Origin of the sequence: Streptomyces changchenzhani (assembly GCF_039766235.1) — a bacterium.
Taxonomy (GTDB): domain Bacteria; phylum Actinomycetota; class Actinomycetes; order Streptomycetales; family Streptomycetaceae; genus Streptomyces.
The window spans coordinates 813,664-830,711 of record NZ_JBDHNH010000001.1 but is presented as its reverse complement, the minus strand read 5'-3'; the positions used below and the strand labels follow the sequence as shown (position 1 = coordinate 830,711).

At 70.0% G+C, this 17,048-nt stretch carries 17 protein-coding genes, 1 tRNA gene and 1 pseudogene; 15 read left to right on the top strand and 4 right to left on the bottom strand.

Annotated features, from left to right (window positions below):
- Window positions 1–805: 805 nt before the first annotated feature.
- Window positions 806–1,132: a DUF6344 domain-containing protein gene (locus ABCR94_RS03945; protein WP_347117554.1), complete on the bottom strand. Its 327-nt coding sequence runs from the start codon at window positions 1,130–1,132 to the stop codon at window positions 806–808.
- A gap of 133 nt (window positions 1,133–1,265) precedes the next feature.
- Window positions 1,266–1,604 (bottom strand): DUF6344 domain-containing protein, encoded by a 339-nt coding sequence (locus tag ABCR94_RS03940; RefSeq protein WP_347117553.1) that lies wholly within the window; start codon window positions 1,602–1,604, stop codon window positions 1,266–1,268.
- Between the two features lie 314 nt (window positions 1,605–1,918).
- Between ABCR94_RS03940 and ABCR94_RS03935 the strand changes: the two genes are divergently transcribed.
- The 3 genes from ABCR94_RS03935 to ABCR94_RS03925 all read left to right on the top strand — a co-directional run bounded on the left by ABCR94_RS03935 (window position 1,919) and on the right by ABCR94_RS03925 (window position 3,852).
- Window positions 1,919–2,053 (top strand): DLW-39 family protein, encoded by a 135-nt coding sequence (locus ABCR94_RS03935; RefSeq protein WP_003958712.1) that lies wholly within the window; start codon window positions 1,919–1,921, stop codon window positions 2,051–2,053.
- Between the two features lie 189 nt (window positions 2,054–2,242).
- Window positions 2,243–2,455 carry a hypothetical protein gene (locus ABCR94_RS03930; protein WP_347117552.1) on the top strand — a complete coding sequence of 71 codons (213 nt, stop codon included), beginning with the start codon at window positions 2,243–2,245 and terminating at the stop codon, window positions 2,453–2,455.
- On the top strand, window positions 2,452–3,852 hold the full coding sequence (locus ABCR94_RS03925; RefSeq protein ID WP_347117551.1) for a hypothetical protein: 1,401 nt from the start codon (window positions 2,452–2,454) through the stop codon (window positions 3,850–3,852). The genes ABCR94_RS03930 and ABCR94_RS03925 overlap by 4 nt, the downstream gene beginning before the upstream one ends.
- Before the next feature lie 88 nt (window positions 3,853–3,940).
- Here ABCR94_RS03925 and ABCR94_RS03920 read toward each other — a convergent pair whose 3' ends face one another.
- Window positions 3,941–5,305 carry a protein kinase domain-containing protein gene (locus ABCR94_RS03920; protein ID WP_347117549.1) on the bottom strand — a complete coding sequence of 455 codons (1,365 nt, stop codon included), beginning with the start codon at window positions 5,303–5,305 and terminating at the stop codon, window positions 3,941–3,943.
- An 85-nt stretch (window positions 5,306–5,390) separates the two neighbouring features.
- A complete protein-coding gene (locus ABCR94_RS03915; RefSeq protein WP_347117548.1) occupies window positions 5,391–5,939 on the bottom strand; it encodes a helix-turn-helix domain-containing protein in 549 nt (182 codons plus the stop codon).
- A gap of 162 nt (window positions 5,940–6,101) precedes the next feature.
- Between ABCR94_RS03915 and ABCR94_RS03910 the strand changes: the two genes are divergently transcribed.
- The 12 genes and pseudogenes from ABCR94_RS03910 to ABCR94_RS03855 all read left to right on the top strand — a co-directional run bounded on the left by ABCR94_RS03910 (window position 6,102) and on the right by ABCR94_RS03855 (window position 17,047).
- Window positions 6,102–6,174: transfer RNA gene (locus ABCR94_RS03910), tRNA-Ala, on the top strand.
- A gap of 159 nt (window positions 6,175–6,333) precedes the next feature.
- Window positions 6,334–6,715 (top strand): annotated as a pseudogene (locus tag ABCR94_RS03905) (antitermination regulator); the annotation flags it as partial.
- Window positions 6,704–6,859, top strand: coding sequence for a hypothetical protein (locus tag ABCR94_RS03900; protein ID WP_347118506.1), 156 nt, complete (start codon window positions 6,704–6,706; stop codon window positions 6,857–6,859). The pseudogene ABCR94_RS03905 and the gene ABCR94_RS03900, both read left to right, overlap by 12 nt.
- Window positions 6,860–7,083: 224 nt before the next feature.
- Window positions 7,084–7,293 (top strand): MbtH family protein, encoded by a 210-nt coding sequence (locus ABCR94_RS03895; protein ID WP_347117547.1) that lies wholly within the window; start codon window positions 7,084–7,086, stop codon window positions 7,291–7,293.
- Between the two features lie 453 nt (window positions 7,294–7,746).
- Window positions 7,747–10,581: a helix-turn-helix transcriptional regulator gene (locus tag ABCR94_RS03890; RefSeq protein ID WP_347117546.1), complete on the top strand. Its 2,835-nt coding sequence runs from the start codon at window positions 7,747–7,749 to the stop codon at window positions 10,579–10,581.
- A 287-nt stretch (window positions 10,582–10,868) separates the two neighbouring features.
- Window positions 10,869–11,612, top strand: coding sequence for a 2OG-Fe dioxygenase family protein (locus tag ABCR94_RS03885; protein WP_347117545.1), 744 nt, complete (start codon window positions 10,869–10,871; stop codon window positions 11,610–11,612).
- Window positions 11,609–12,784 carry a M20/M25/M40 family metallo-hydrolase gene (locus ABCR94_RS03880; protein ID WP_347117544.1) on the top strand — a complete coding sequence of 392 codons (1,176 nt, stop codon included), beginning with the start codon at window positions 11,609–11,611 and terminating at the stop codon, window positions 12,782–12,784. The genes ABCR94_RS03885 and ABCR94_RS03880 overlap by 4 nt, the downstream gene beginning before the upstream one ends.
- Window positions 12,711–13,592 (top strand): lysine biosynthesis protein LysX, encoded by an 882-nt coding sequence (gene lysX, locus ABCR94_RS03875; RefSeq protein WP_347117543.1) that lies wholly within the window; start codon window positions 12,711–12,713, stop codon window positions 13,590–13,592. Before ABCR94_RS03880 ends, lysX begins: the two co-directional genes overlap by 74 nt.
- Window positions 13,589–13,921 (top strand): hypothetical protein, encoded by a 333-nt coding sequence (locus ABCR94_RS03870; protein WP_347117542.1) that lies wholly within the window; start codon window positions 13,589–13,591, stop codon window positions 13,919–13,921. Before lysX ends, ABCR94_RS03870 begins: the two co-directional genes overlap by 4 nt.
- On the top strand, window positions 13,918–15,225 hold the full coding sequence (locus ABCR94_RS03865; protein ID WP_347117541.1) for a DegT/DnrJ/EryC1/StrS family aminotransferase: 1,308 nt from the start codon (window positions 13,918–13,920) through the stop codon (window positions 15,223–15,225). The genes ABCR94_RS03870 and ABCR94_RS03865 overlap by 4 nt, the downstream gene beginning before the upstream one ends.
- A complete protein-coding gene (locus tag ABCR94_RS03860) occupies window positions 15,222–16,061 on the top strand; it encodes a transketolase (protein WP_347117540.1) in 840 nt (279 codons plus the stop codon). Before ABCR94_RS03865 ends, ABCR94_RS03860 begins: the two co-directional genes overlap by 4 nt.
- Window positions 16,058–17,047 (top strand): transketolase family protein, encoded by a 990-nt coding sequence (locus ABCR94_RS03855; RefSeq protein WP_347117539.1) that lies wholly within the window; start codon window positions 16,058–16,060, stop codon window positions 17,045–17,047. The genes ABCR94_RS03860 and ABCR94_RS03855 overlap by 4 nt, the downstream gene beginning before the upstream one ends.
- Window position 17,048 lies beyond the last annotated feature (1 nt).

Here is a 17,048-nt window from a genome sequence, read left to right as displayed (position 1 = left end):
GTCTTCTCCGGGACGTCCAAGGTGAGTCCCCACCGCATCCTGGCACCGGTCCACTCAGAGGCGTACTGGCAACGGACCCCAGGGCTCGGGAGGTAGGCCGTAGGGTCCTTGTCGGACTTGCTGCGATTGGAGTTGGCGGTCACTGCCACAAGCGAGTTGGGGCTTCCAGGTCGTTGGCGTACGCCTCGCGTCGGCGGGATCGTGGGCCGCGCAGAGTGCGCGGCGGCGCCGGCCTGACGCGCCACGCACCTCCCCTCATGTCTACGCAACCGGGGGCGCGCGTCGTCGCCCGTCCGCGCCCGCAAGGGGGCGAGAGCAGAGCATGGGGCAAGGGTGGGATGCCGCACAGGCTTGCGGAAAAGCCCTCCGTGACTGCTGGTGCGCTGATTGAAGCGGCGAAGGGGGAGCTCCTTGAGGGCAGCTTGAGTACCGTCCGCAGTCGCATGACGTTCGACTACCGATGGGCAGACGCATCCGCTGAGTACGCCGAGATGGATGTTGAGTGGGACGACGCCGATGATGACGGCCACGTATGACATCAGTGGCTGACACCAAATAGCGGCGAACTTCGGCGGTTCCACCTGTACCCGTGACTCGCTCAGCCAGCGTGATCCGCTGGTCAATCTGAAGTAGCGAGCCAGCGTGATCGTCCTGATAAGGGTGAGGACACAGGTTCAAATCCTGTTAGCCCCACCGCGAAGACCGCAAGGCGTTGGTGCGGCCCGTTGGTGCGGCCCGTTTGTCGGGCAGGTCTGTGCGGGATGGCTGTACGGCCTGTCTGTGCGGCTCGTTGATGTGGTCCGTCTCACCTTGTGGGAGTTGTTGCCGATGCGGTCTGTCCGAGGTCCGGCTGCGTTACGTCGCCCAGCCCACGCGGCAGGTGCCGGGAGCTCGGGGAGGCGCCGTGGGCCTCGGCGCGGATGCGCTGTTTCATGGTGGGCGGGACCGACTGTGCGTGCGCCGGGGACCAGGGGACGGCCGCTGAGGCGGCCTCGGCCGCGGGGTGGCTGCTGGTCGGGGCGCTCGCTGTGGCGGGCTGCTGGGCGGCGGTGGCCGCCGTACTCAGCCCCAGGGCGGCGAGGAGGGCGAAGAGGGCGGTGATGAGTGCGGTCCACATCGTCCTGGCCTTCATTGCGGTGCTCCTTGCGTTGCTGCGTGGGCCGTCTGTCGGTCCGTATTTATGTGTGTCTGCTGGGTGTGCTGGGTGTGCTGGCTGTGCCGTGCGTCGTGCCGGTGCGGCTCGTCGCGTACGCGTGCTGCTCCCGCTACGCGGCGAGGAGTGCGTCGGTCTCGGTGAGGTCCGGCTGGGGCGTTCCGTCGAGGTCCAGCGAGCGGTTGCGGGAGGACGGGGAGGCGCCGTGGGCCTCGGCGCGGATGCGCTGCTTCATGGTGGGCGGCATCGAGCGCTCCATGGGGTGGGCCCGGCGGGCCGCCGGCACCGTTGCGGGTGCGGTGCGCCCTGCGGTGTGCGAGGCGGGCTCCTGTGCCGTCTGTGTGGTGGCTCCGGCGGCGGTGGCGGCGGTGCTCAGTCCGAGGGTGGCGAGGAGGGCGAAGAGTCCGGCGATGAAGGCGGTCCACATCCTGCTGACCTTGATGACGGCCATGGTTTTCTCACTTTCAGGTGGTGCGGTTTGCTTACCTTTCAGATGATGTGCGCGCAACGTGGGGATCAGGGCGAGCGACGCACGCGTTGTGCAGTTCTTCTGATGAACACCACTCGGTTGGGGGAATGGGGCCGGCGGCGAGGTCCTCGCGCATAGGAGGGGATAGGGGGGGACAGAGGGGGGACACGGGGGTGGGCCTGATTGCTCTGTGTCGGGCGCGAGTTGGGTCGGAGCTAGGTCACCGGTCGATATCGGTCGGTGTGTATAGTCGGGCGCCAGAAGTCCCCTACGCCAAGGAAAGACGAGGTCGCGCGGTGAAGAAGCTTCTCCTGGTCGCACTGGCCGCCATCGGCGGGCTCCTCGTGTACCGCCAGATCCAGGCGGATCGCGCCGAGCAGGATCTGTGGACGGAGGCGACTGACTCCGTGCCCGCAGGTTCGGGTGTGTGAGAGCCAGCAGCCAACATTCTGAACACTTGCCCCGGTCGCAGAGCGGCCGGGGTTTTGTGCTGTCCGGGGGGTCCTGGTGGGTGATGTGAGTCGTTGCGGGACCGTGACGCCCCAGTCTTGAATTCGCCTACGCAAATCACTAGCTTGCGAGAGCAAAGTAGGGGGAGTTGGTCGAGGGGGCGGGCGCTGGTGCGACCCGTACGGCCGTTTGGCAGGGACGCCGGGGGCGAAGCGGACAAGAAGGGTGATGCGGCGGCCCCCGGAGACAGCGGTGAGGCCGCCGGGGCAGGATGGACCGGTATCGCGACCGCCGCGGCAGTGGGCGGCGCGGTTGTCCTGGTCGCGGGGCTCGTGCTGGTGCGGCGCAGGGCGGCCAAGGCGACAACGAGGGGTGGCGCGTGAAGAGGCAGCGCAGCAGGCGGAGAACGGCGCCGGCCGTGGTGGTGGCGCTGTGCGCGGTGGCGGCGCTGCCGGCCCAGGCGTGGGCGGCTGGCGCGCCCAGTCCGTACGCCTTCGAGCCGTCCGCGAAGCCGGTCAAGGGCTCGGAGGTCAATACCGACGCCGAGCAGCTGACGGCCGGGGAGACGTACAAGGACTCCATCAAGCCCGGCGGCAAGCTCTTCTACCGGGTGGTCCTCGACGCGAAGTCCAACGCGTATGTGTCGGCGACCGCGGTGCCCAAACTCGGTACGAAGGTCGCGTACGCCGACGAGCTCAAGGTGACGCTCCAGGACCGCGACAGCAGCTCGTGCAGTTACGACAGCGCGCAGTTCAACGCGGAGTTCGCGCGGCCCATCGGCACGTACGCGTCCCGGACCATGGAGAAGGGCAGCACGTCCTGCCAGAGCGCGGACACGTACTACGTGCTCATCGAGCGGACCAGCGCGGCCACTTCCTCCAGCGAGCCGTGGGACCTGGAGATCCGGCATGTGACCGAGCCCGCGCTGCGGGGCGGCGGGCCGACGGCGGCGCCCGAGAACTGGCCCAGCGCGTCCCCGGTGCCGCCGGCCGGTGGCCCGCGCGACCGCGAGGGCGGCACGAGCTTCTTCAACGCCCCCGGTCTTGAGGAGGGCGAGTGGCGCGACAAGATCAAGCCGGGTGAGACCCGTTTCTACAAGGTGCCCGTCGACTGGGGTCAGCAGCTCTTCGCCAGCGCCGATCTGAGCAGCTCCACGGGCGAGGGCTACGTTCCCAGTGCGCTCGCGGTGTCGCTCTACAACCCGGCGCGGGGGCTCGTCGACAGCGACAACAACCTGGCGTACGACGGAAAGCCGAAGTCGGCCGAGCTGGATCCGCTGCCGCCCGTGGCGTACGAGAACCGGTACGACTCGAAGGAAACCGTGAACGCGATGCGGTTCGCGGGCTGGTACTACCTGCGGGTCAGCCTCAACCCCGCCGTGGAGAAGCCGTTCGGGGCGAAGGCGCTGGGGCTGACGCTGCGGCTGAACGTCAAGGGCGAGGCCAAGCAGGCGCCCGCCTACGCCGGTTCGGCCGGGGAGTTCCAGGTCACCGGTGACGACCGGGACCAGGCGGCGAGCGGGCAGTCCACGCCGGGGGCGCGGAAGAGCGACACGATGCGGCTCGTCGGGGTGGCCGGGATCGGCGCGGGCACTGTGTTGGTGCTCGGGCTCGGCGGGTGGGTGCTGGTGGCCCGGCGCCGCGCGGCGGCCGGTCCGGCGAGCCCTGGTCCGGGCCCCGGTCCCGGTCCCGGTAGTGGGGGCAGTGGTCCCGGCAGTGGTCCGGGCACCGGTCCCGGCGATGGGACGCCGCCGCAGTACGGGCCGTCGGCTGGCTGGTAGGCGGTTGCCGGCAGCCCTTGGGGCCGTGTGGCCGCTTGTGTGGCCCAAGGGCTGCCTTGTGCGTGGCCTTTGGGCGGGCCGTGACGGCTCAGCTCCGGGTCAGCGCCCAGATGCCCACCGCGAAGCAGATCACCGCGAGCAGCAGCACCGGGACCGCCACCTTCGGGGGCGGTCCCGGCCGCTTGTGCGGGGCCGCCCAGGTGGGCGCTTGCGCGGGGGCGTACGCCGCCTGGTTGTACGCGGGGGCGTACGCGCCTGCCTGCGGGGCGAGCGGCCCCGGAGCCGTGTAGGGGTGAGTGAGTGGCTGCCCGTACTGCACCCCGGACGTGGGGGCCTGCGCCTGATGCTGCGCGGCGTCGAAGCGGGGAGCGGACGCGGGCGCGGGGGCCGGCACGGAGGTGGGCGTGGGCGTCGGGGTGGGGGGAGTGGACGGCTGCTGCGGCGGCGGGGCGAGGTGGAAGCTGCCTGTCTGTGACATCGGCGGCGCCTGCGGAGCGGGGGCCTGCGTGCCGTTCTGTACGTGGCTCTGGGGGCTCTGGGTCTGTACGTGGCCCGGGGGGCCCGGGGCCGGTGTCTCGGGGCCCGAGGTGCCGAAGCCTTCCGGCAGCGGCCCGATCTGGTCGAAGACCTCCACCGGCTCGTCACCGGGACCTGGCTCGGGCAGCATCTCGACGGCCGCGGTCAACGCCTTGCGCGCGCCCGTCGCCGTACGGAACCTGGCCTGCGGATCGGGCTGCAGCATCCCGGCGATGACCTGCCACAGTGGCTCCTCGATGCCCTGCGGGGCGCCCGGGGTGCCGTGCGTGGCGAAGTACTCCACCAGGGCCTGGGAGTCGGGCTTCTGCCCCTGGAGCAGATAGAGCGCGACCAGACCGACCGCGAAGAGGTCGGCCGGGAAGTCAGGCTCGGCGCCCATCATCTGCTCGGGCGCGAAGTAACCGGGCGTCCCCACCACGTAGTTGGTCTCGGTGAGGCGCGGCTCGCCCTTGCGCATGGAGATGCCGAAGTCGGAAAGACGCAGATGCGGCCGGCCGGTGCCGGTGGCCTCAAGGAGGATGTTGGCCGGCTTGATGTCGCGGTGCACCACACCTTCCGCGTGGACCGCGGCAAGACCGGAGAGGAGCTGGTCCAGCAGGGTGCAGACGAAGCGGGCGGGGAGCGGGCCGTAGTCGCCGATCACATGGGCCAGTGAGCCGCCGCTCACCAGTTCCATGGTGAACAGCACCTTGTCGTCGTCCGCGGCCCAGCTGGCCGGGGCGAGGACATGCGGATGGTCGATCCTCAGCGCCTGCTCGCGCACGAAACGCAGCAACGTATGTGCGTCGCTCTGCTGCAGGACCTTGGCCGCCACATAGCGGCGTCGCCTGTGGTCCCAGGACCGCCAGACGGCGCCCACTCCACCGCGTCCGATCGGGTCGATCAACTCGTACCGACCAGCGAAGATCTCACCCATTGTGCTGCGCCCGCTCCCCGGTCCGCTGCCTACGTCTTCGGTCGGTTTCCGGCAGACCCTCTCGGACCCTGCCGGACCGCCCCTGTCAGCTCTGATGCGCCTCGTAGTGGGCCACCGCGTCGGCGGTTCGCCCGGCGCCGTACACCCGGAGGCACTCTGCCAGCTCCGGGTGGGTCGGTGCGAGAGTGTCCGCCGCGTCGATGATGTCGCCCGCGGCGGCCACCGAGCGCAGCAGCGACTGAATCTCGCGCACCACCCGGCGTACGGTCGGCGCGCCCGAACTGGCGCTGGTCGAGCCGGTGTTGCTGAGCACCGAACCACCCTGGGACTTCTTGATCTCTTCCATCCGGTCGGTGGCCTCCCCCGCGCTCACACTGCCGTCGGCGACCTGCCCCGCCAGATCCTGGAGGGCCTGGACACGCTGTACGACGGCCGGATTGCCGATCTTGGCGCGCTGGCCGCTCATCAGCTGGGACAGCATGGGTGCGGACAGGCCGAGCACCGCGGCGAGCCTGGCCTGGTTCAGCCCCAGATCGTCGATCAGCCGACGGAAGAGCGCCCCCAGCGGCTCCCCGTACCAATTGCGCTGAAGCTCTCTGGCTCTTGCCGTCGCCTCTTGTTGCGCTGCGTCCATTGCGTCTCCCCTTCGCTGCTGCGAACCTCGCCGAGTATCCTACGGAGGGTGGTCGCGGACCGGGAGTCCCAATCCTTTTTGCAGGATCAGGGGGGACAACCGGTACTCTGTTCTGCGGCGGTGGTCACGGTGCGCCTTTGACCGGTCATGTCCACCTTTCGAGGGGCCTTAGCTCAGTTGGTAGAGCGCTGCCTTTGCAAGGCAGATGTCAGGAGTTCGAATCTCCTAGGCTCCACAAGGAAAGATGCCCCCGGCCTGCGGAAGCAGGGTGCGGAACGCCTGCTCGCAGGAGAGTCCGGGGCGGCGGGTGAGGCTGGGCGTGCGGGTGGCCGGGCCGACGCGGTCCGGCGTCGGCCTCACCTGCTTGTTGATTGCCGCTGTCTGCGACAGAACCGCTTGTTTCCGGATCCGTCATGTGAACAGTGACGTTGGACCGGCGGGGCGCCCCCGCAGCACCGTCAACGGCGCCCTGCTGCTGGAGGCCTGTCCCACGGCCCGGCTCGCCAGCCTGCTCCAGCATGCCCAACGCCTGCGCCGCACAGGTGGTTTCGAGGAGAACCTGGTGACGGGCGAGATCATCTGGAACGGTCAGCTCTTCGCCCTGTGCGGACGGTCGGCCACCGAGGAGCCCCTGTCCGTACCGGATCTCGGCGAGCACGCGCACCCGGACGACGCCGTGGTCATCGGCCGTTTCCTGCAGGCCGTTTCTCCACCATCGCCGCGCGACCTCCACGGCTTTCAGGCTGAATGTGCGTCCCGACGGAGTGACCCGTCACTCCCTCATGCAGCTGCTCGCCACGGCGAAGGCCCCCGCCCCCGATCTGGAACGCCGACTGGACCGGCTGCTCACCCACAGCAGTTCGGACACCGGCGACGACCCCTGCTTGATAGGCATTCAGGTCACATGCCGAATCTGGTGACGACTCCCGCGACGAGCCGGTGAGTGTCACCCTAATCAGATCTTGACAATACCTCGCGGTCGACTGACGATTGAAACCGCCGTCACCTCTGTCACTGGACTGCGGCTGCCCCACCTCTTGGTGCTACGCAGAGTGACAATTCTGGTCGGCGTCGCTGCGGTGTATTGGGGGCGTCGGCATCATGTCGTACGGAATGCGCCGGATCGCAATAACGGGGAGCAGTCATGGAAGAAGCCAACGATGAGATCAGCTACGTCGTGGTGGTCAATCATGAAGAGCAGTATTCGATCTCCACAGTCGGCCGTGAACTTCCGGACGGCTGGCGCGAGGTCGGTGTGACGGGCACCAAGAAGGAGTGCCTCGCCCACATAGAAGAAGTGTGGACGGACATGCGCCCCTTGAGTCTCCGCCGGTCGATGGCCCCTTCGCGGTAGCCGTCCCGGCGCTGCAGCCCACTCCGCCGGTCCGGTGCGCCGTAGCGACGTGAGCACGTCTGCTCCGTATTGATTCGCAGGTCAAGTCTGGTCCCCGGTGTTCGGCTCCGCCGACGCCGGGGCCGGTCGCGGTCGCGTACGGAGTCGTCGGTTCCATCGGACCCGGTCCGGCACCAGTCGCTGTCGCGGGCGCCCAGGTGGGTGCGGATCGCGGGCGCCCGGTGCGGTCCCTGGGTGACTTCCGTGGGACCGGTCCGGGTTCACCCTGTGCCCCGCTGTGTCCTCGCCGCGCCTTCCGGTGCGGCTGATATGCGGTCACGTCGGGGGATTTCAGGTGGATTGAACAATCTGTCCGCAGCGGTGGACGGGCGCATCTCCGCTGTTGCGCAGGCCGGTCGAATTGACCGACTCGCAGTACTTCGTGGCACCTCTTGAGTGCTTCTGAACCATTACATGCGGGCAGTAAAAGAGAGCGGCCAAAAAATATCGGGGGGACCGGTTTTGTCCGGCATAGTGATTGATCAGTGGTTCACCGGGCGGCAGCGAGAATTGACTGCACTCGCAAATGCGAGTCGCACTCCTCGTACTCGTCCACGACTTATCAAGGTGCCGGGCGAGGCAGGCATTGGAAAGACCAGGCTGCTGACCGAATTTCTGACCCTTGCGGCCGAGAATTCCGACGCGACCGTCCTCGGCAGCACCGCCGCGGAGGATCAGCACGGTCCTTTCGACATGCTGACGTCGATGCTCGGGACCGCACTCCCCGGGCACGCGCAGTGGTCCCTCGCCCCGCTGGTGGAAGCCGCCGGGCCGGGCGGGCCGGTGCTGGTGGTCGACGACCTGCACCTGGCGACGCACGGGATCAACGTCGCCCTTGAGCAGCTGCTCAGACATCCGACGCGGACCGACCTTCTGGTGGTCGTGGCATACCGGTCCCGGGGCATCGCGAACCGGCTGCTCGCCGCGCTGGGCACGGCACAGTCCCAGTGGGACATCGAGGACCTTCCGCTGGGACCGCTCGACGGCGCGGCGGCCGAGGGGCTCTACCCGGAGCACCTGTGCGGCCGTCACCGTATGACGGTGTACGAGCAGAGCGGCGGCAATCCGCGCTATCTCGATCTGCTCATGGCGCTGTGCCAGGGCGCGAACTGCAGCGGCGAATCCCTGCTGCGGGCCGGTGCGGAACTTCCGCACGAGGTGACCGCGCCGATCCTCATGGACCTGGACAAGCTGTCCGCCACCGCGCAGGTCGTCTGTCAGGCGGCAGCGGTGATCGGTGACTCTTTCGACCTGGAACTCACCACCCTGGTCGCGGGATTCGACCGGGCGACCGTGCTGGTGGCCATCGACGAGCTGCTGACCTTCGACCTGGTGCAGGCGGAGAGCGTGCCGGGGTGCTTCCGCTTCCGCCACCCGGTTCTCCGCGGCGTCGCCTACCGTTCGGCGCCCGACGGGTGGCGGCTGGGCGCCCATGCGCGGGCCGTCGAGGCGCTGCGCAGGGGCAATCAGCCGGCCGTCCGCATCGCCGAGCACGTCGAGCGGGTGGGCGGCGACGGGCCGGACAGCGTCGCGGTGCTGATCGCCGCGGGCCGGGCGACCGCTCTGTGCTCCCCCGACACCGCGGCCTCGTGGTACCGCACCGCGCTGCGCCTGCTCGGTGACGGCCCCGAGCACCGCGAGCAGCGACTGCAACTGCTGACCGCGCTGGCCCGGGGCGCCGTCCTGACGGGGCGGCTCGACGACGGCCGGGACGCGCTGGATGCCCGGGATGCGCTGATCGGGGGAGGCACGGACGACGCCGCCGACGCCGCCGACGCCGCCGACGCACTGGAGTGCCGGGCCCAACTCGCGGTGTACGCAGGCCGGTACACCGAGGCGCGCGCCATGCTGAACCGGGCCGTCGTGCGCCGGGGCCCCGGCAGGGACTCCACTCAATTGCGGCTGGCGCTGGCGGCCACCAGCGTGTGGGACACCGGCTGGGAGTGGTCTGAGGACGCGCTGCTGAGCGCTGCCGGCAGTGGGGACAACATGCTCCAGGTCCTCGCGCTCGGTATCCACGCCACCGTGGCGCTGTCCAAGGGCGCGTCCGACGTGGCCCTGCGCAGTGTCTGCGAGGCCGCGCAGCTCGTCGACCGGCAGCCGGACGATCAACTGGCCCGCCGCATAGACGCGCTGTGCTACCTCGGCTGGGCGCAGATCCATGCCGAGCAGTTCACGCAGGCGGACCGGCACTTCACCCGTGGCCTCGCCCTCAGCAGGGCGAACGGGCAGTGGCAGCCGATAGTGCCGCTGCTGGTCGGCCTGGGCACGGCGCAGCTGCGCCGGGGCCACATCGAGAGCGCTCAGGTGCATGCGGACCAGGCGGTCCGGCTCGCGCGGACCCCCGGCTGCGAAGACCTGCTGGCGATGGCACTCACTCTCCGTGCGCAGGTCGGGCTCGCCGCCGGAGCCACCCTGAGCGCGCTCGCGGACAGCCGGGCCGCGAGTGACGCGGTGACCCCCGACAGCCCGAGGTGGAGGCAGGCCCGGCTGGCGCTGGCCGCGGCGCTGCTGGCGAGCGGTGAGCCCGACGAGTGCCTGGTCACGGTCCTCGACATCGGCGGCTGCGACTCGCTCCTCGACCTGCCCATCTGGGACCACCCGAGGGCCTACGACCTGCTGAGCCGGGCCGAACTGGCCGGGGGACGCATGGACGAGGCGCGCGCCCGCGCCGAGCAGGTACGGGCCTCCGCCGAGGCGCTGGGCCTCCCCGGACGCCTCGGCCTGGCCGCCGCGGCGCGCGCCAGAGTGGCCGCGGATCCGGCGGACGCCCTGGTCGGCGCGCTGGAGGCGGTGGCCGCCGGGGTGGCGACGGATCAGCCGCTGGAGGCGGGCGCCGGGCATCTCCTGGCGGCCCGCGCCCTGTTGGACCTCGGCGAGCCCGCCCGCGCGGGGAAGCACCTGGACGCGGGGGAGGCGGCGGCGGTCGGCAGCGGGGCGGGTGACCTGCTGCCCGCGGTGCGAGCTCTGCGGGCCGAGGTGAACGCCTGTCAGCAGTCGGCGGAGCCGGCGCCGCCGGGTGAGCAGCACATGCTGAGCCAGCGCGAGTTCGAGATCGCCAATCTGGTCAGTCAGGGCCGGACGAACCGCCAGATCGCCCGTCAGCTGGAGGTCAGCCACAAAACGGTGGAGACCCACCTGGGCCGCATCTTCAGCAAGCTCAATGTGTCCTCGCGGGCCGAGATCGCCAACATGGTGGGTCGCGCCTCCGTGATCGCCAGGCCCCGCCGGACGGCCGCCGTCCGCTGAGCCGTTCCGCCGCCCGGACGCCGACGCACCTCGTCGGCGCCCGGGTGCGTCATGTCTGGACACAGGGCCGCCCCGGCGTCCGTCCGCCGGTGCGCCGGGCCGTGTGCGAACGCCGCCGCCGCGCTCGCCGTCGCGTGACAGTCAGGGTAATGACCGACAGGTTCGGGGGCTGCCGCGGTGACAGTGTGGTTGGCAAGGCTGGTGACCGTCACGACCCAGATCTGGTGACCGTCACGACCCAGATGGGGCCCGACATCACAACGGATTTCGAACCAACGGAGGGATGTATGGGGGCCTTCGGTGTGGCCGCGAGCGACTTCACGGGAAACCCGGTGGAAGAGCTTGCCACGGCGACCGCGCGGCGCGGTTTCACAGTGCTGGAGGGAGCCGGCCTTCGCTCGCTGATGTCGGAAGACGAACTCGACGCGTTCGGCCGGTTCTGGAACGACCTTCCGCTCGATGAGGCACTCATCGGTGGCGGGACGTACCGGTACCGCAGGTACGGGCGGCTCCGGGTCGAAATCGGCGGTGACGCACCCGCATTCGAGGTACTCCCGCACACGACCTTCAGGCAGGACGGGATCCCGCTGTGGAAGGGCGCGGACCGTAAGTTCGCGCCGATCGAGGAGGCGGCACTGCTGCACCCCGCGATGGCGGCGCTGGTCGGCTTCGACGCCGAACTGGCCACCAGCATCTCGGGGTTGCGCAGCTGGGAGATCGGGATCCATCAGATCCGCATGGTCGCCCGGCGCGACGAGGACGGCCTGGCCACACCGGAGGGCAGGCACCGGGACGGCCACTGCTACATCGGCATGCATCTGATCCGCCGCAGGGACTGCGTGGGCGGCGAGTCCGCCGTCTATCCCGACAAGGGCGAGACGGTGCGTCTGACGCTGACCGACCCGCTGGATTCGGTGTTCGTGGACGACCGGATGGTCACCCACGAGGTGTCGCCGACGCAGCCGGTGGGCGAGACTGGTATACGGGACATGCTCCTGGTCGACATCAATCCCCTCGGCAGCGGCGCATGACCTGGCCGGCCGCGGGCGACGAGACCGAGCTGCTGCGGTCGATGGTGGAGATCCCGTCCTTCTCGGGCGAGGAGGGCGAGCTGGCCGCGCTGCTGGCCGAGCGCATGGCTGCCGCCGGCTTCGACACCCATGTGGACGCCGTCGGGAACGTACACGGCGCGGTCGGTGATCCGGACGGGCCCGAAGTGGTCATGCTGGGGCACATGGACACCGTGCCCGGCACGCTCCCCGTGGAGCTGACCGGCGATGTGCTGACCGGGCGCGGCACGGTGGACGCCAAGGGGCCGCTGGCCACCATGATGTGCGCCGCCGCCAGGCTCGCGGACACCATCGCGGGGCGCCTGGTGGTGATCGGCGCGGTGGGCGAGGAAGCCGCCTCCCACGGTGCCAGGCACCTCTTGCACCTGCCGGCCCCCGATGCGTTGGTCATCGGTGAGCCGAGCGGGGTGCATGCCATCGGTATCGGCTACAAGGGGGTGTTCCGCTTCCGGGTGGAGTTCACCCAGCCGCCGGCCCACACCAGTTCGGCCCAGGCGACCGCGGCCGAGGTCGCGTTCGTGTTCTGGAACGAGCTGGTCGCCCAACTGGCCGCGGAGTCCGCCGAGGGCTCGCCGCTGTTCGACCGGGCGCTGCCGACAATCATCGGCATGAACGCCGACCTCGAACGCGCCACGGTCGAAGTCTCCTGCCGTGTCCCCCTCCGGTTCGACACCAGGGCGTTCCTGGACCGGATCAGCGAGGGCGCGGGACGCCGGGTCACGGTGATCGAGGAGGTGCCGGCCGTCCGGTCCACCCGCACCGACCCTGTCGTACGGGCCCTCAGTGGGGCCGTCGCGGCCCGCGGGGCTCGCGCTGTACCCAAACTCAAGCTCGGCACCTCCGACTGGAACGTGGTCGGGCGGCACTGGCAGGTGCCCACCGCGGCCTACGGGCCGGGCAACTCCCGGCTCTGTCACAGTGCCGACGAACACATCGAGATACCCGAATACCTGGCCGCCATCGATGTGCTGAGCGATGCGTTGCCACGGCTCGTCGATTCGCTGCGCTCGATTCCGGCACCCGGAGGCGCCGCGCAAACGGAAAATGGAGCGTCTGACCGTGACCGCAGAACACAACAAGCTGGCCGTACTCACCTCGAGGGTGCGTCTGGAGGAGCGACTGCTCCTCGCTGAGCTGCGCAGGCGCGACATCGAGTTCGACCAGGTCGACGTCCGGAAGTTCACTGTTCAGCTGAACAACCAGGAGCGTCTGCGCCTGCCGTACGCGGGAGCGCTCAGCCGGGAGATCTCCCACACCAGGAACTACTACGCGTGCCGGCTGCTGGAGCACGCGGGCGTGCCGGTCGTGAACAGCTCCGGTGTCATCGGGGTGTGCGGCGACAAGCTGCTCACCACGCTGGCCCTGCGGGACGGCGGCCTGCCCACGATCCGGGCGCTCGTCGGACTGACTCCGGAGCCCGTACTGGACGAGCTGGACGACTTCGGCTACCCCGCGGTGGTCAAGCCGCTCACGGGGTCCTGGGGCCGGCTGGCCGCGCGGATGCACGACCATGAGCAGGCGGAGGCGCTGCTGGAGCACCGGGCCGCGCTGTCCGGACCGCAGCACCAGATCACCTTCGTTCAGGAGTACGTGGACAAGCCGGACCGTGACATCAAGGCCTATGTGTTCGGCGGCGAGGTGATCGGTGCGATCTACAAGGTGCAGCACGAGCACTGGCGCACCAACACGGCCATGGGCGGCCGGGCCGAGCGCTGCCCCCTCAACGACGACCTGGTCAAGCTGCTCCAGGACACGGCGCAGGCGATCGGCGAAGGCGTCCTTGGCATCGACGTCATCGAGGACCGGGACGGGCGGATGTTCGTCAACGAGGTCAATCACACGCCCGAATTCCACGGCGCCATCGAGGTCCTCGGAGTGGACCTGGTCGGCGCGTACGTCGACTACGTGCTGGGCCAGTTGAAGCTCTGGGGAGACCGGTGACCGGGAGCGTCGCGCTGGAGCTGGCGGAACCACTGCCCTGCCGCGGGCAGCTCCTCGATCTGCCTCCCGGCTCGTACGACTGGCTGCGCCTCGACCTGAGCGCGGCGCCGCCCACGGAGGTCGTGGACACGGCGTGGCTGTACTACGAGCACGGCGTCGACGCCGAGCGCTTCGTCGTGCCGGCCGCCGAGCACCGGGCGTGGCTGCCCGTGCCACGCCGGGACGTGCTGGTGGGCGTACGGCTGCCCGACCGTCCAGAGATCGTCCTGAGCGCGATGACCATGGTCGTCCCGCCGCCGGCGGCTGAAGAAGCAGGGGTGGGAACGTGAACGACGCCGTCAAGCTGGCGATGTTCGGCGGCAGCCGTACCGTCGGCAAGGAGGACGTGACCAAGGCGCGGGTCGGCTGGCCGGTGGTGACCGAGCAGGAGCACGACGCGCTGCGCGGCGTACTCGAACGCGGTCTTTTCACCTCCAACGACGCGGGCCGGGGCGAGGTCAGCGCGCTGCAGCAGGAGTGGGCCCAGTACGTGGGCACCCGGCACTGCGCCGCGGTGTCCAACGGCACCGCCGCGCTGGAGCTCTCGCTGGCGGCGCTGGACATCGAGCCGGGATCGGAGGTCCTGGTGCCCGCACTGACCTTCATCGGCAGCGCGGTGCCGGTCGTCCAGCGCCGGCTGGTGCCGGTGTTCGTCGACATCGATCCGGTCACCTTCACCATGGATCCGGTCGCGGCCGAGAAGGCCGTCACCGGGCGGACCAGGGCGATCCTCGCCGTGCACCTGCACGGACTGCCCTGCGACATGCGGGCGTTGCGGGCGCTGGCGGACAAGCACGACCTGTACGTGATCGAGGACGCGGCCCAGTCCCAGGGCGCCGAATACCTGGGACGCCGTACCGGATCGCTCGGTGACATCAACGCGGTCAGCCTCAACGCGGTGAAGAACCTGCCGACCTGCGGCGAGGGCGGTCTTGTGACCACCGACAACGAGGACCTGTACGAACGCGTGGTGCTGCGCCGCCAGTTCGGTGAGGACCTGCGGGCCGGCCGCGAGCGCGACTACATCTCCCGGGTCCTCGCGGGCAACGAGAAGATGAGCGCGGTCCAGGCCGCCTTCACCCGCTGCCAACTGAGCCGTCTGGACAGCTACTCGGCCACCCGCGACCAGCTGGTACGCCGCTTCCTCGGCCGCCTCGGCAGCCTGCCGGGGGTGATCGTGCCGACCTGCCCCGACGACCGTACGCATGCCTGGCACATCCTGCGGCTGCGCTTCGATCCGGCCGCCGCCGGGTTCCCCGAGCTGCCTGCCGGTCAGTTCCGGTCGATACTGCACCGGGCGCTGCGCGCCGAGGGCGTGCCGCTCCAGCCCTACCAGATCGTGCCGCTGCCCGGTCAGCAGGCGCTCCAGCACCTGGAAGTGCCGATTGCCGACTTCGGGGTCAGCCTGGCGGTGATCGAGGATTCGCTCACTCTCCAGCGCTGGCATCTCAACCCGAACAGCGGGCCGGTGCTGGATCTCTGCGCGACGGCCTTCGAGAAGGTGTGGAGCCGGCTCGACGAGCTGGCGCCGGTGGGCGCGTCGATGAACTACCGCGCCCCGTGGCACCAGGTGATGAGCGGAGCGGCACGATGACCGCCCAGCCGGAAGCAGCCGGCGTCACCTTCGCCGACCGGGCCCACCGGGTCAGGGAACGCATCCTCCAGATGGGTGCGACCGAGCACGGTGCGCACATCGGCGGGAGCCTGTCCTGCACGGACGTACTGCTGCACCTCTACACGGAGGTGATGCGGCTGCGGCCGGCCGAGCCCGAGTGGGACGGCCGCGACCGGTTCGTACTCAGCAAGGGACACGCCGCACCCGCCCTCTACGCCGTCCTGGCGGAAGTCGGCGTCATCGAGCCGGCGGAGCTGGAGACCTACACCCAGGAGGGCAGCAGGCTCGCGGGACACCCGCTGCGCCGGCTGCCGGGGGTGGAGTTCCCCACCGGTTCGCTGGGGCACGGGCTCTCCCTGGGCGCCGGTGTCGCGTTGGCGATGCGCCGCCTCGGGCGCGACAGCCGGGCGTTCGTCCTGATGGGCGACGGCGAACTCCAGGAGGGCTCGGTCTGGGAGGCGGCGATGCTGGCCTCCCACCAGCGCCTCGACAACCTGGTCGCGGTGGTGGACCGCAACGGCCTCCAGATCACCGGCGACACCGAGGACTGTGTCTCGCTGGAGCCGCTGGCCGACCGCTGGCGCAGCTTCGGCTGGAACGCCGTGGAGGTGGACGGGCACGACCACGCCGCGCTGCGAGCGGTCTTCGACGCACTGCCCGACGCCTCGGGCCGTCCGACGGTGGTGATCGCCAGAACCGTCAAGGGGCGTGGTGTCGCCCTGTTCGAAGGCAAGAAGAAGAGCCACTCCGTCCAGCTCACGCCGAGGCTCTACCAGCGTGCCAAGGCGGGCCTGAGAGCAGGTAGGAAGTCATGAGCGAACTGATCACCGATCTCCCGGCGGCGAAGCAGGACTGGGCGGAGCGCTATGCGCTGCCCACCCGCGACGTCTACCGCAGCACGCTGGTCGACCTGGCGCGGCTGGATCCCCGGATCTTCTGCGTCGACTCGGACATGGGCGGCCTGGAGGACCGGTTCCAGGCAGTCCTCCCGGAGCAGTACGTCAACGTCGGTATCGCCGAGGCGAACCTGATGGGTGTCTCCGCCGGTCTGGCCCACTCGGGCCTGCTGCCGTACGCCAACACCATTTCGAGCTTCGCCGCGAGCAGGGCCTGCGAGCAGGTGAAGATCGACGTGGCCGGCAACAATCTGCCGGTCCGCATCGTGGTGACGCACGCGGGTGTCTCGGCGGGGCACTACGGGCCGACGCACCATGCCCTTGAGGACATTGCGATCATCAGGACGCTGCCCCACATGACGATCGTGGTGCCGTGCGACGCCGCGGAGACCGAGGCCGCCGTCCGCGCGACCGCCGACCTGCCCGGTCCGCTGTTCCTGCGACTGGGCCGGGCCAGGACGCCGCTGGTCAATACCGAGCCGTACGAGTTCCGGCTGGGCGAGGCCCGCCTGTTGCGCGAGGGCCATGACGTGACCGTCGTGGCCACCGGGCCCTACCCGGTGGTGATGGCCCTCGAGGCCGCGGAACTCCTGGAACGGCAGGGGATTTCCGCGCGGGTGCTGAACATGCACACGGTCAAGCCGCTCGATGTGGCGGCGCTCGGCCGGGCGGCCCGCGAGACCTGCGGGCTGGTCACCGTCGAGGACCATGTACGGGTGGGAGGCCTCGGGGCCGCCGTCTGCGAGGCGGTCGCGGAGGACCATCCCTGCCCGGTCCGCCGTATCGGGGTGCCGGACGGGTATCTCGACTTCGTCGCCGACGAGCGTGCCCTGCTGGAGCACGCGGGAGTCAGCCCGCAGCGGATCGCCGCGGCGGCTCTCGATGTGGTCGGGTCGCCGGTGTGAT